Below are 15,125 nucleotides of genomic sequence, written 5' to 3'. Positions count from 1 at the left end.
CATATTTTCACTGTTTACATAACAAATTGCATCATAACAAACGAAAGCGCTATATTGAATGAGCAATCTTTTCACTACATGACATTAATTTTTTAACAATTGCTCCGGATTGACGATGATCTGACAGACGTACTGTCCTACACTGGGAGCTTACGCATTTGATGACAGACCCTAGCAAGAAGCTTTTATCAAACGTACAATCAAACCCTAAAATAGCCTTTTCAAAAAGAATTGCTCTAAACAGGAATTATAGTGAATAAACAACAGCTTGCGGCAAAAATATGGGAATCTGCCAACCAGATGCGCTCTAAAATTGAAGCCAACGAATACAAAGACTACATACTCGGCTTTATCTTCTACAAGTATCTAAGCGACCAGTTGGTGCAGTTTGTCACCAGACAGGGAATGACGCCCGAAGACATCAAAGCGCTCAATGAAAAAGACGCTGACACCGTTAAATACGTACAAAGCAACTTGGGCTACTTTATTGCCTACGATAATCTGTTTTCTACATGGATTGATCCAACATCCGAATTTGATGAATCTAACGTGCGTGATGCGCTCTCGGCCTTTAGCCGTTTGATTTCGCCAACTTACAAAAAACTGTTTGAAGGCATTTTTACCACACTGGAAACAGGTTTAAGCAAACTGGATGAAAGTGCAGGCAAACGCACCAAAGCCATCAGCGACTTACTACACCTGATCAAAAGCATCCCCATGAATGGCAATCAAGGGTATGACGTACTGGGCTACATTTACGAATACCTGATTGAAAAATTTGCTGCCAATGCAGGTAAAAAAGCCGGTGAGTTTTACACGCCTCATGAAGTTTCGGTACTTATGTCGAACATCATCGCTCATGAGTTAAAACACAAAGATACCATCAAAATTTACGACCCCACTTCCGGCTCTGGATCGTTGCTGATCAATATCGGTGAGGCATTCGAGAAATACGCGAAAAATAAAGACTGTATTACCTATTACGCTCAAGAGTTAAAAGCCAATACCTACAACCTAACCCGTATGAACCTCATCATGCGCGGTATTAAAGCTAGCAACATTAAAACCCGAAATGGCGACACCCTAGAAGACGATTGGCCGTATTTTGATGACAGCGACCCGCAAGGCTCATACTACGCCTTGCATGTCGATGCCGTGGTGTCCAACCCCCCTTACTCACAAAACTGGGACCCCAGCTTTAAAGAAAGCGATCCACGCTATTCACGTTTTGGCCTGGCACCTAAAACCAAAGCCGATTTTGCTTTTTTGCTACACGATCTCTACCATCTAAAACCTGATGGCATTATGGCTATCGTACTACCTCATGGTGTTTTGTTCCGTGGCGGTGAAGAAGGTGAAATTCGCAAGCAACTCATTGAACAGAATCACATTGACACGATTATCGGTTTGCCAGCTAATATCTTTTTTGGTACTGGCATTCCCACGGTGATTTTGACACTCAAGCAAAAACGCCAAAACAACGATGTATTGGTGGTCGATGCCTCTAAACATTTTATAAAAGATAGCAAAAACAACAAACTGCAAGCCAGTGATATCAAGCGCATTACTGATGCGGTGATTAACCGCGAAAGTATCGACAAGTTCTCGCAACTGGTGAGCAAACAAACCCTGCGCGACAACGGTTACAACCTCAACATATCGCGCTATGTGGATTCCTTTGCGACAGCAGAAAGCTGGGATTTACACGCCACCATGCTCGGCGGTATTCCCAATAGCGAAATTGCCGAGCTACACAATTTTTGGCAAGCGTTTCCGCAATTGCACGGCGCTCTGTTTACACCAAAATCCGCCGCTTACAGTGAACTACACATTGACAAACAAGCTGTTAACACCTGTATTAGTGAGCACCCTCAAGTGCTAGCGTTTATCAGCGCCTATCACCATGCTTTTAATGGCCTTGATGACCTTCTAAACCGCCAGTTAATTCAAAATTGGGAAAACGTACCACGTAACCAGCAAGAGGAGGTATTAAGTACCGAGTTATTTACTCGCTTAGCTCCCATAGCCTTAATCGACAGATACCAAGCTTATCAATTTTTGAGTAACCAATGGCAAATTATCAGCGCTGATCTAGAAATGATGCAAACCGAAGAGTTTGCCGTCACCAAACAAGTTGACCCCAACATGGTTATTAAGAAGAAAAATGGCCAAGACATAGAAGTTCAGGAGGGTTGGAAAGGTCACATACTGCCGTTTGATTTAGTTCAACAAACCTATTTGAGTGATGACTTACAGGCATTGAAAGATCAAGAAACTCGCCTAGCGGAAATCGCCAACGAGTTGGAAGAAATTCTAAAATCACTAAGTGAAGAAGAAAAAGAACAAGATACGGTCAAAGAAAGCAAAGACGGCTTTGCTAATGTCGAAGTCGGTAAGGCTGCCAAAGTGTTCTTAAAAGAGCAAAAAGATCTTAAAGCTAAATTTGCCGAAGACAGCTATGAAGCAAAAGTCATTCGCGCGAACACATTAATTGATGAAGAAAAAGCCCTGAAAAAAACGATCAAAGATGCCACTACTGCCCTGCACTTAAAAACCAAAACCACCATTGAAGCCTTCAGTGATGAACAAGTGAATAATCTACTGCACTTGAAATGGATTACACCGCTGTGCAATGAACTTGCGGCGATGCCAAACACAGTAATTACCCAGCTCACCAGACAAGTGCAAGCCCTTGCCGAAAAATACGCCGTGACCTATTCGCAAGTGGCGAATGAAATAAAAACCACCGAGCAAGAACTGGCACAAATGATGGGTGAACTCACTGGCAACGAATTTGATATGCAGGGCTTAACCGAACTTACCAACTTATTGAAGGGTGAATAAGATGAGTATGGATAATAAAGTGCCTGAAATCCGCTTTAAGGGGTTTAGTGAGGAGTGGGAGGAAAAAAGGCTAGGTACTGATGTCGCTGAAATTATAGGGGGCGGTACACCCAGCACGTCAATTTCTGAGTTTTGGTGCGGTGATATTGATTGGTATTCACCTACTGAAATTGGAAGCAATGTGTATGCTGAAGGTAGTCAGAAAAAGATTACGGCTCTAGGTCTGAAAAGTTCTTCTGCAAAGATCCTTCCCGCGGGTAATACAGTTCTTTTTACCAGCAGGGCAGGCATAGGTGATATGGCAATTCTTGCTAAACCTGGCGCCACTAATCAAGGTTTTCAATCATTTATTGTTAAAGAAGGATTTTCACCCTATTTCCTCTATTCAGCAGGTAAACAAATCAAAGAGTTTGCGCTTAAACATGCATCAGGCTCTACTTTTTTAGAAGTTTCCGGTAAGCAACTTGGGCGCATGAAAATTCTTATGCCTAGCTCAGAGGAACAAACCACCATCGGCAACTACTTCCAAAAGCTCGATAGCCTAATCAATCAGCACCAACAAAAGCATGACAAACTCAGCAACATTAAAAAAGCCATGCTGGAAAAAATGTTTCCCAAGCAAGGCGAAACCATGCCTGAAATCAGGTTTAAAGGATTTAGTGGGGAGTGGACGGTGAAGCTATTTGGCGTTTGCTTTGCTAATGTACCAATCAATACCCTTTCTCGAGCCGACTTAAATTACAGCGCTGGCTCGGTAAAAAATATTCACTATGGCGACGTATTAATTAAATTTGGTGAAGTTCTGGATGTACGTCATGAACGCTTACCATTTATTACAAACGATAGCGTAGCCAATAAGCTAAATCATGCTGCCTTGCAGGATGGGGACATTATCATTGCAGATGCAGCCGAAGATAGTACTGTTGGAAAATGCACAGAGTTACTTAATATAGATGAGCAGTTAGTTGTTTCTGGATTGCACACGATTGCGGCTAGACCTACCTTGTCTTTTGCCTCTAAATATCTAGGCTACTACTTAAATTCATCTTCATTCCATGATCAACTTTTGTCATTGATGCAGGGTACAAAAGTGTTATCAATCTCAAAAAAGACAATACAGAACACAAGCGTTATATTTCCAAAGAGTTCAAAAGAACAAGCCGCTATCGGCAATTATTTTCAAAAACTCGACGCGCTGATCAACCAGCACCAGCAGAAAATCACTAAACTCAATAATATCAAGCAGGCCTGCTTGAGCAAAATGTTTGTCTAGGAGTAAGTATGACCACCTTTAAAACTGAAGCACAATTTGAGCAGGCCTTTATTGAGGTACTTACCCAAAAGGGTTGGGAACCAGAGATTCTAAAAAACAAAACTGAAGCGGAGTTATTGCATAACTGGGCAACCATTTTGTTTGAAAACAACCGCCAACAAGACAGATTAAACGATGTGCCGTTAACTGACACCGAAATGCAGCAAATTATTGAGCAAATCAAAGAACTGAAAACGCCGCTCAAACTCAACGGGTTAATTAATGGTAAAACCGTCGCCATTAAACGCGACAACCCTGACGATACCTTGCATTTTGGCAAAGAAATCAGCTTAAAAATATACGATCGCCAAGAAATCGCCGCAGGACAAAGCCGCTACCAAATTGTGCAGCAGCCCAAATTTGAACGCGGGAGCCCTTTGCGTAACGACCGACGTGGCGATGTACTATTACTGATAAATGGTATGCCAGTGATCCATGTCGAGCTAAAGCGTAGCGGTATTCCGGTTAGCCAAGCAGTGAACCAAATTGAAAAGTACAGCGCAGAGGGCATATTCAGTGGTTTGTTTTCGCTTATCCAAGTATTTGTGGCTGTGGAGCCAGAAGAGACCAAATACTTTTCCAACCCCGGGCTAGACGGCAATTTTAACCCAAACTATCAGTTTAACTGGGCCGATTTTAATAACGAACCCATGAACTATTGGAAAGACATCGCTTCTACCTTGCTTTCTATCCCTATGGCGCACCAGTTGATTGGTTTTTATACCGTCGCCGACGATACTGATGGCGTGCTTAAAGTTATGCGCAGTTATCAGTATTACGCCGCCAATGCGATATCTGACAAAGTGTCCAAAACCAACTGGCAGCAACTGGGTAGCGCTGCCAATAACCCTGATCGTCTCGGGGGCTATGTGTGGCATACTACCGGTTCGGGCAAAACCATGACTAGTTTTAAATCGGCACAGTTAATTGCACAATCGAAAGATGCCGATAAAGTGATTTTTTTAATGGACAGGATTGAGCTGGGTACCCAGTCGCTGACGGAATATCGCAATTTTGCTAGCGATAGCGAAGACGTACAAACTACTGAAAATACTCACGTACTGCTCACCAAATTAAAAAGCAGTGCAACTTCCGATACGTTAATTGTTAGCTCCATTCAAAAAATGAGTAATATTTTTGCGGAAGTTGATGATGATGTAATAGCAAAAAATTCGGCTGACATAGAAAAAATCCGGGCTAAGCGCTTGGTATTTATTATTGATGAAGCACACCGTTCAACGATGAGTGGAGGCAAAGAAAATAAACTAGGCATGTTGGTAAGCATTAAAAAAAAATTCCCTAAGGCACTCTTTTTTGGTTTTACCGGTACGCCGATTCATGATGAAAATAAAATCAATAACAATACTTCCGCTGATGTGTTTGGTAACGAGTTGCATCGCTATAGCATAGCAGATGGTATACGTGATGGTAACGTTTTGGGCTTTGATCCTTACAAAGTGCCTACCTTTAAAGATAGTGACCTAAGGAAAGAAGTTGCATTAGAACAAGCCAAGGCTGGTTCGGTTGCTGATGCGATGGCGGATCCAGCTAAAAAGAAAAAATTTAATCACTTTATAAAAGATGTACCTATGACTGGCTACAAAGATGCCACAGGCAAATACCACAAAGGCATTGAAGACTATGTACCTAAAAGCCAATATTTAACTGTCACCCACCAGGAAAAAGTCGTTAGTGACATCTTAGATAAATGGGATGTGCTCAGCCAAAGCAATAAATTTCACGCGATTTTAGCCACGAATAGTATCGCTGAAGCGATTGACTATTACCGGCGTTTAAAAGCGGCTAAACCTGAGCTAAAAATCTCAGCCTTATTTGATCCTAATATTGATAAGGACGGCAGGGGCGACCATGGTCCCACCTTTAAAGGTGATGGCTTAGACGAAATTATGGCCGACTACAACGCGCGTTACGGTCAGGATTTTGATTTTGCGTGCCATGCAGCTTTTAAAAAAGATGTAGCCAAGCGGCTTGCCCACAAAAAGCCTTACGAGCGCATTCATACCGATCCTTCGAAGCAATTAGATTTACTGATTGTAGTGGATCAAATGCTCACGGGTTTTGACTCTAAATGGCTTAATACCTTGTATTTAGACAAGGTAATTAAATACCAACATATAATTCAAGCATTCTCACGCACCAATCGCTTGTTTGGTCCTGACAAACCCCACGGCATCATTCGTTATTATCGCTATCCACATACCATGGAGCAGCACATTAATGCTGCGGTAAAACTCTATTCCGGCGATAAGCCTATCGGCTTGTTTGTTGAGAACGTAGCACGCTACGCGTGAGCGGCGCAGCGGTGCTGCTTCGGGGATGTTAATGAGTTGAGTACTGTTTTATACTCTGCAGTAGGTTAATTTTTTTCAGGGATTCATCTCGATGGCTCGCAATAAATCTCCCAGAAAGCGTAAACCGGTTAAATCAGGCAGGCTGCCCGTCACTTCACGTGCTACAGCGCCTGTTTATCTGAAACGTTTTATGATCTCTCTCCCACCCGAAAATGATGATGACAGACCGCCTGAATTTTTTTATGACACCCTAAAAGAAGCCATACGCCACTGCGTCCGACTCGGCCCCCAATTTTTTCTCGACACGCAGTATTACCCGCCGCTAGTCACGATTATCAGGAGTTTTGAACAACGCCAAGACCAAGCCGATGACGCTGGATACGACTACACTGAGGGGGGAATAACTGAAAGTCTGCCTGCCGATGAATTCATCACCTATACGGAGCTGGGAATAATCCCTGTTTCCTTTGAACCCTGGGATAAACACACCGATAACTGGGCTGACGAATCTGACAATTTCTGTTTCTTTGGCAAGATGCCCATAAGGTAATTGAGTCAGATGTATATCCCTCGTCCTGCTAAACTACTTTTCACCATTGATGACGGTTGGAATAAATTCCTCGAAAAATACGGCGATAGCGTTAGTTCGTGGACGAGTTTATCTGTGGAGCGCATGCTTGCCTGCGGCACTTGTGCCATGGGTGTCCGGCGCTATTGTTGCGCTTCGTCTGATTGTTCTCACAGCCGTTTTTTCTGCCAAAGCTGTAAGTCAAAAGCCTGCAGTTCATGTGGCTTTAAAGCCACCGAGCAGTGGTTAGCACAGCAGGTTCATATTTTACCCGACTGCGACTGGCAACACATTACTTTCACCATGCCACATCTCCTTTGGCCTTTTTTTAACAATAACTGGCCGCTACTTAATGCTCTGTTTCGGGCAGCCACTCGAGCTATGCTGCAGTTGGCTCGCAAACAGGGTATCGAAATTGGTATTTTCTGTGCCTTGCATACTTATGGCCGGCAACTCAATCAACATCCGCATGTTCATGTTTCCGTCACTCGAGGGGGTTTGGATAGTAAACATAGTGTATGGCGAAAGCTGTTTTTCAAAAAAAAGGATGTCGAAGAAATCTGGCGAGGGGCTGTTATCCGACTACTGCGTCACAGTTATGATTTAATTAACCCTGGCCTTCTTCCCGGTCTTGGCCATATCCGTGACAAAAAACATTGGCGGCGTTACTTGAGGGCGCAGTACGGACGTTATTGGAAAGTGCACTTTGCTAAAAAAACGAAAGGGGCATGGCATAGTGTTAAGTACCTCGGTCGCTACCTTAAACGCCCACCGGTATCTGCGTCAAAACTGCGGCATTACCGAGGGGGTACCGTTGTTCATCACTACCATGACCACCGAACTGGCCAGCATCGGCAGCAGACTCTGCCGCAGGAAGAGATGATTAGACGCTATATAAGCCATATTCCGGCCAGGTATTTTAAAATGGGGCGTTACTCTGGTTTTTTGTCGAATCGTAAACGGGGAAAACTATTGCCGAAAGTGTATAAGGCACTTGAGATGACGGCACGTAAAAAACCGGAGAACCCAGGTTTTTCTGTGCTGATGAAAGGATTTCTGCGTACCGATCCGTACAAATGTATTCTGTGTGGCGACAGGCTGCTTTTCACCGGGGCGCAAATGGGTAAAAAAGCAACGGAATTGTTGTCAGAAAGACTGCATAACCTGGAGAAAAAGCGATGGTTACGCAGCTAAACGCAGGATCAATGTGTCTAAAATAAGGAAATCAGGTTAGAAATTACACTCTCTGAGGAAATGTTAACTGGCACTAAACACAATAAATCGATCCCCATCTCCTTTTTGCAATAAGGGATGGCTTTTGCTACTCACTTTAAAAGCGATTCAATTTCCTAACCATGGACCCGTCTATCTGTCGAACGTATGCTTGCCTGCAGCACTTGTGCCATGGGAGTCCGGCGCTATTGTTGCGCTTCATCTTATTGTTCTCACAGCCGTTTTTTCTGCCAAAGCTGCAAGTCAAAAGCCTGCAGTTCATGTGGTTTCAAAGCCACCGAGCAATGGTTAGCACAGCAGATTCATATTTTACCCGACTGTGACTGGCAGCACATTACTTTCACCATGCCACATCTCCTTTGGCCTTTTTTTAACAATAACTGGCCGCTACTTAATGCTCTGTTTCGGGCAGCCACTCGAGCTATGCTGCAGTTGGCTCGCAAACAGGGTATCGAAATTGGTATTTTCTGTGCCTTGCATACTTATGGCCGCCAACTCAATCAACATCCGCATGTTCATGTTTCCGTCACTCGAGGGGGTTTGGATAGTAAACATAGTGTATGGCGAAAGCTGTTTTTCAAAAAAAAGGATGTCGAAGAAATCTGGCGAGGGGCTGTCATCCGACTACTGCGTCACAGTTATGATTTAATTAACCCTGGCCGTCTTCCCGGTCTTGGCCATATCCGTGACAAAAAACATTGGCGGCGTTACTTGAGGGCGCAGTACGGACGTTATTGGAAAGTGCACTTTGCTAAAAAAACGAAAGGGGCATGGCATAGTGTTAAGTACCTCGGTCGCTACCTTAAACGCCCACCGGTATCTGCGTCAAAACTGCGGCATTACCGAGGGGGTGCCGTTGTTCATCACTACCATGACCACCGAACTGGCCAGCATCGGCAGCAGACTCTACCGCAGGAAGAGATGATTAGACGTTATATAAGCCATATTCCGACCAGGCATTTTAAAATGGTGCGTTACTCTGGTTTTTTGTCGAATCGTAAACGGGGAAAACTATTGCCGAAAGTGTATAAGGCACTTGAGATGACGGTGCGTAAAAAACCGGAGAACCCAGGTTTTTCTGTGCTGATGAAAGGATTTCTGCGTACCGATCCGTACAAATGTATTCTGTGTGGCGACAGGCTGCTTTTCACCGGGGCGCAAATGGGTAAAAAAGCAACGGAATTGTTGTCAGAAAGACTGCATAACCTGGAGAAAAAGCGATGGTTACGCAGCTAAACGCAGGATCAATGTGTCTAAAATCAGGAAATCAGGTTAGAAATTACACTCTCTGAGGAAATATTAACTGGCACCAAACACAATAAATCGATCCCCTCTCCTTTTTGCAATAAGGGATGGCTTTTGCTACTCACTTTAAAAGCGATTCAATTTCCTAACCATCAAGTTAATTGGGTATAGAAGCGCTTTCTCTACTTTAGGCTATCCGGATTTTAGCTCTTGGTTTTCAGAATCGCTTTGTAGAGGCTGATGTTGAGTTTTAAGTTTGATGTAGTCATTAGGAATCGATTTTGAGCATCCTAGAATGCTCTCTCAGGCGTTTTTTTACTTTAGCTAAGTGGATCAAGATTCACTTTGGTATTCACATCGATTATCAAACTTTTCCTTTTCAAGAAAAAAATACAGTAAATCATCATATTCTCTTTCTATAATTCCTTCATAATGAGAAATAGATGTGACTAATTTTGGATAACTGATAATTGAATGTATTTTAAAAGAGTCATATAGAGGCTTAAAATCTTGATTTAAATAAGTGATACATATAGACCAATTGTTAGGTAATGTATGATCGATAACTTCAAATAAGTTACCAGGTATCCAATCAGGATTTCTATTTCCATAATGATTGCAAATTAAGTAATCAACTCGTGTCGGAAAAAATTTAATCCCATAGACACGAAACTTATCACCTATTTTTAGATATGAATAATCTGTCTCATCTGTTTCATAAAGGCAACGATATTCTAAAGGTATATTTTTACCTTTATTAAAAATACACTTAATGAGCATTATTTTTTCTCCTTAAATTTGAAATCATCTATAGCGCCTGTTTTTGTATTTCTTACATAATGAATTTCAATATCATTTATCTTTTGCGCCATTTTTACCCAACCCTCTGATGAAGGCCATCTTGTATCTCCTAAAGTAAAATCTAATACTTTGCCCGCCCCAGACTTAGAGATAGCTTCCTCAAGTGCTAATTGCTCTTGCAAATTCCTTGGAATACTTCGACCCGTCGAACCCAAACCAAGAGGTTTATGAACAACCTTTTCAGCCCCAGCCATTTTTGCCGAGACTTTCTCTACCAATTTTAAGCCACCCTTGGCGACTCCTGCACCCCCGGCAAGGGTACTAGCGATATCAAAAATGATTTTACCGCCTTCAATGCCCGCGTTAAATGCCCCTGCGGTTCCGGCCTTTTGATATTCGGCTTCCATTCGCTCAAGACGCGCGATATACGAGTGTTTCACCGCATCGGTTATCATTCCTAATGTGTCATCGCTTTGCAGAACTGCTTTTATCGCCGTATACGTTTCTTTCTGGTTGCTCGCCAGGTTAGCTAACCCGTCTATTGTCTCATAAAGTCCAACCGGCGCACCCGACACCATGCCCGCCCCAAGACTGACATCCTGGTCAAGGGAGGTGTATCCCCATTTCAGGGAAATCAGCGCTTTTTTAAAATCATTCGGGGTTGCCGCCAGCTCTTTTTCCATTAATGTCTGCTGGTGATGAGATAAATAATTATAGCGAAAACTGTTCTCGGCAGCGGTCGCGCCACTGTACACGCCTCCAGGCTGACCCGTAAACACTGCGCCGGCAATCCCTCCAAATGCCCGCGCTAACTGCGCCTGTGCTTCGGATTTTTTCTGCCACTGCTCAGCGTTAATCAGGTTATTCCCCAACGAAATGGCGGCCAGCTCAGCAGCTAATCCACCCACCACCGCGCCCTTAACATTTCCCCGACTGATTTCAGCGGTTAAGCCTGAAAGGACGGCATGACTAAGGGCTTTGCCTGGATAACCGAGTATTTCCCCCTGAGTGCCAATAAAATTAGCCCCTTCGGTATGGACTTGACCGGATACCTGGCTTAAGAGGGCCGCTTTAAAATTATCAGTAAAACTTCCGCCTTGAATAGCCGTGCCTAACGTTGCACTAATCACGCTTTGCCCCGCAACCCTTTGCGCTGCCTGACTCCAGTCACCATGACTTAATTGCGGTAAACGGACGATGGCGGGGTCAGTGGCTTTACCGTATAACGCCATATCAAACCCTTGAAATGCCCCTGCCATCGCCATACTGGTAACCAGCGATTTGACATTATCGCTTTTACCGAGCGCAGATAACGTTTTCGACAGGTTGCCTTTGTTTTCCACTAGCGCCACAGCGGCCTGCGCGGCAAGCGCTGAAAAGCCCGATTGCGCCGACGCTGAGAGAATCGCCGCGGTGGTCGGAAAGCCACCTGCGCTGGTCACCGCCGAACTCACCAGTCCCCCGATATTGGCCGCTGCAGCGGTGCCGTAGGTCGCCGCCGCCACCGCTATCGTAATCACGGCACTCACCACGGGGTTGAGATGTTCACTTTTCTTATCCCACTGGCTGTAAGCTTCTTTTACAACCCGCCAGTTTACGTTTTTGTTATTTTTGATTTCATTAAGCCACTCATATCCCTTGGTATGGCTTAATACCGCCACCGCCTGCTCAAATGACTGGCCTTCTTTTACTTTTACATCTGCTGAAAGACCGTTTGCCGCCTCTAAGACCAGCTTACCGCCCAAATGGAGACTCGGTAGCACCCATTTATTTTCGGCAAAGCCTTTATCCTGATGGGTAATAAAGAAGCCTTTGCTATCGGTAATCGTTTGTTCAAAGGCCGTATTGTTAACCGCTTTAAAATTAATTTTCCCTTTTTGACTGGTTAGTTTGGCATTTTTTTGTGTATTAACCTTAGTTGCCTCGAGGGTGATATCATCTCTTGCCATTAGCGTGATATTGCCGTCGGCGGTAAACTCGGTGACTTTATTGGTGGCATTGCTTTTTTGGCGAGTTTGCGTTTCGGAGCCAAAAACGCGGCAAGATTTAATCCCTAAAAAACGGTTACAACTTTTCTTTGTTTCTTCCCATCTGTAGGTTTCTTCCATCGCCTGAGCGAAGAGAAATCCCCCTTTCGCCGCAATGTCCATTGCGCCTTTAGCAACCAGTTTGGTCGCCTGGAACAAGATACTGCCATTAGAGAGAACGGTCAGGTTTCCGCCGCTGTTAAGCTGGGTGATGTGTTGGGTGGTTTTTTCAGTATTCCCCTCATTTTGGTATTCCTGTAAGGCATTAAAGGTCATGTTCCCATTCGACGTTAAAAAGAGATGACCGTTTGAGGTTAAATCCGATGCATACGCTGAAAACTTATCGCCGATGGAAAGATTCAGTTTTTTTGCCGATTTAATGTGGGTGGTGGCGTAAACCGATTTTTTTTGCGCATCGTTAACCGGCGAGTATTGCTGTGCCGATAACATCATATCTCGCCCCGCATTGACCATCACATTGCCTTTTTGGGAAGATAACGTCGAGGCTTGGGCAACAATATCGCGACCTGCGTAGATAGACAGGTCGTCACCGGAAGTCACCCTGGTACCCGCTTCCGACAGGCGAGATAAGGCAAATAAAGGGGCCGGAACCGGCGGAGATGCTTTGCCATGCATGTCGATATCATGACCTGCATGCAGTATCAGGTGTTTACCTGCATTTAATTGTGAGCCGCGTAAAATTAAATCATTGCCGGCCACCAGGCTGATTTCTTCTGCTGCTTCAAGCTTATTGAGCAGGGTATATTTCTGATTAATCAAACCGCTTTTTAGGGCGTTAGCGTTTTGTAGTGCACTACCTATCTGATAAGCTTCCGGCGTCTGACCGATTTTAATATTCTGTCCGGCATGTAAAGAAACATGGTTGGTTTTGTTGACTAAGGTGTCAAGCAAACTAATGTTTCTGCCGGAAGAGAGAGATAAGGTATTCGTCGCAGTGATAGACGGAACCAAACGACCGCCATCGGTATTAAAATAACGCGATTTGTCTAATGTCCCCATCTGGATGTGTCCCTCTCGGGAGACCAGACTCACGTTTTTGCCCCGTAACTCAGTTTGATAAGCATCAATGTCACGAACCACCATGACCGACAAATCGTTACCCGCTTCCAGTTTGCCGTGACTTGTTTCTAGGTCATCTTCCGCAATAATAGACAGGTTATCTTTTGCTGTTGCATAAATACTGTTTCGGATATATTGGCCTTTGAGTACCACATTCTTTCCGCTGACGGCAACGTGTTTATGGTCACCCTGATGAGGGGGCTCAGCGAGTAGCTTCACGCCTTTCGAAAAATCAGCCACCAGATTGCCCCCCGCATGAATACCGCCTCTGGCGCCTGGCAGGGCGCTTATATCTTCTTTAAAATCGAGGTATATACCGCTTAAAATCATATTGTTATCGGCGCTGAGCTGCCCTTGCTCGCTATTAAGGTTGCTTGCATTCACGTAAGCATGACGCCCGGCAGAGAGTGTCGAAACGGGGTCAGATACCTGTCTATCTCGTCCGTTAACGAGACTGAGCATCTTTGTTCTAACAATGTAGTGGTCTAATAAAACTGTAGAGATTTATAGCTTATAATTAAGCAAAATCTTATAGGTATAAATATGACCCGAAAAGTAAAAGTAACCTTTAGCGGAAAGCAAAAACTGGAATATGCAAAACTCATGGTTGAAGGTGGATATAGCAATATCCAAGTTGAAAAAATATCCGGTGCGGGTAAATCTGCCGTATCACGATGGAAGCAACAATATCTTGCCGAGTTAAATGGGAATACGCCTGTAAAATCAAAAGCGTTAACACCCGAGCAACAGCGCATACAAGAATTAGAAGTTCAACTTAAGCGTGCTCAGAGGGATAATGACATATTAAAAAAAGCCGCGGCTTACTTCATCCTCGACAATCAAAACTCAAAATCGTGAAGCAACTGAAAATCATGTACCCCAATTTTACGGTCACTGAGTTATGCCATCTTTTTGAAGTAAGCAGCAGTAGTTTTTATTATGAAACGAAAATACCGACAGTTGAAAATGAAAGACTGTGTGGCGAAATCAAACGTATTTTTTATACATCGGGTCAAATTTATGGCAAAAGACGTATTCAAGCCGAGTTAAAGGGTTTAGGGCACCAAATTGGCACTTATAAAATATCGAACATCATGAAATTAAATCAATTAGTTGCAATTAGACCAACGAAAAAGCACTACTATCACTCATCGGGTAACGAACATCGATATGCCCCTAATTTGCTTAAACGACAATTTTCCCCTGAACAGCATAATCACTATTATGTCGGGGATATCACGTATATTAGACATCACTATGGGTGGAGCTATTTAGCCTGTGTGTTGGATTTAGCCACCAAAGAAATTATTGGTTATGCCTTATCAACAAAACCGGATTCGAAATTAGTGAAAGAAGCCTTAGATAACGCAATTGAACGGCAATTACCGGATACGACAAGTTTGATGTTCCATTCAGATCAAGGTTGCCAATATTCATCGGAGGAGTTTAGGGCGCACCTCTTTGAACGGAAAATAACTCAAAGCATGAGTCGGCGAGGTAATTGCCTCGATAATGCCGTGATGGAAAGATTTTTTAGGAGTTTAAAGACAGAAAGACTTAACCGTTTATCGTTTATGAATCATCAATCTGTTGTCTGTGAAGTTGAAAATTATATTCAGTTTTACAATTATTATCGACGCCATTCAACGATTGGTTATTTAACGCCACATCAAAAATATCATGAACTAAAAAATGCCGCTTAG

Annotated in this window: 7 protein-coding genes and 2 pseudogenes; 7 read left to right on the top strand and 2 right to left on the bottom strand. The window is 43.6% G+C overall.

Translation table 11 applies throughout. From position 1 onward, the window contains the following. Positions 1-252: 252 nt before the first annotated feature. The 6 genes and pseudogenes from ArsFIN_RS20455 to ArsFIN_RS20430 form a co-directional block, all read left to right on the top strand. Positions 253-2,844, top strand: a complete 2,592-nt coding sequence (locus ArsFIN_RS20455) for a type I restriction-modification system subunit M (RefSeq protein ID WP_135678394.1) — start codon at positions 253-255, stop codon at positions 2,842-2,844. A gap of 1 nt (position 2,845) precedes the next feature. Further along, complete coding sequence (locus ArsFIN_RS20450) at positions 2,846-4,117, top strand: restriction endonuclease subunit S (RefSeq protein WP_135678392.1); 1,272 nt, start codon at positions 2,846-2,848, stop codon at positions 4,115-4,117. Positions 4,118-4,125: 8 nt separating this feature from the next. After that, positions 4,126-6,453 (top strand): annotated as a pseudogene (locus tag ArsFIN_RS20445) (type I restriction endonuclease subunit R); the annotation flags it as partial. Between the two features lie 106 nt (positions 6,454-6,559). After that, positions 6,560-7,018 carry a hypothetical protein gene (locus ArsFIN_RS20440; RefSeq protein ID WP_135678389.1) on the top strand — a complete coding sequence of 153 codons (459 nt, stop codon included), beginning with the start codon at positions 6,560-6,562 and terminating at the stop codon, positions 7,016-7,018. 9 nt (positions 7,019-7,027) lie between these two features. Beyond that, positions 7,028-8,230, top strand: coding sequence for an IS91 family transposase (locus ArsFIN_RS20435; RefSeq protein WP_135678387.1), 1,203 nt, complete (start codon positions 7,028-7,030; stop codon positions 8,228-8,230). Positions 8,231-8,392: 162 nt separating this feature from the next. Then, positions 8,393-9,505: pseudogene (locus ArsFIN_RS20430) on the top strand (IS91 family transposase); the annotation flags it as partial. 342 nt (positions 9,506-9,847) lie between these two features. Here the strand turns inward: ArsFIN_RS20430 and ArsFIN_RS20425 are convergent. Both ArsFIN_RS20425 and ArsFIN_RS20420 read right to left on the bottom strand, forming a co-directional pair. Next, positions 9,848-10,294, bottom strand: a complete 447-nt coding sequence (locus ArsFIN_RS20425; RefSeq protein ID WP_026824307.1) for a hypothetical protein — start codon at positions 10,292-10,294, stop codon at positions 9,848-9,850. Then, entirely contained in the window at positions 10,294-13,806 is a 3,513-nt protein-coding gene (locus ArsFIN_RS20420) for a DUF637 domain-containing protein (protein ID WP_167876728.1), read from the bottom strand. Before ArsFIN_RS20420 ends, ArsFIN_RS20425 begins: the two co-directional genes overlap by 1 nt. Positions 13,807-13,965: 159 nt before the next feature. On the opposite strand from ArsFIN_RS20420, the gene ArsFIN_RS20415 reads away from it, so the two are divergent. Continuing rightward, positions 13,966-15,125 (top strand): IS3 family transposase gene (locus ArsFIN_RS20415; protein ID WP_135677411.1). Its coding sequence is split into 2 segments (ribosomal slippage): positions 13,966-14,245 and positions 14,245-15,125, totalling 1,161 coding nucleotides; the frame shifts between segments, so codons are not numbered across the junction.

Source organism: Arsenophonus nasoniae (assembly GCF_004768525.1).
Taxonomy (GTDB): Bacteria; Pseudomonadota; Gammaproteobacteria; order Enterobacterales; family Enterobacteriaceae; genus Arsenophonus; species Arsenophonus nasoniae.
The sequence above is the reverse complement of the archived record's forward strand: the minus strand, read 5'-3'. Positions and strand labels throughout refer to the sequence as shown.

Coding starts and splice junctions, on each gene's coding strand:
- ArsFIN_RS20450 (WP_135678392.1), top strand. CDS start 2,846: ATGAGTATGGATAATAAAGTGCCTGAAATCCGCTTTAAGGGGTTTAGT.
- ArsFIN_RS20440 (WP_135678389.1), top strand. CDS start 6,560: ATGGCTCGCAATAAATCTCCCAGAAAGCGTAAACCGGTTAAATCAGGC.
- ArsFIN_RS20435 (WP_135678387.1), top strand. CDS start 7,028: ATGTATATCCCTCGTCCTGCTAAACTACTTTTCACCATTGATGACGGT.
- ArsFIN_RS20425 (WP_026824307.1), bottom strand. CDS start 10,294: ATGCTCATTAAGTGTATTTTTAATAAAGGTAAAAATATACCTTTAGAA.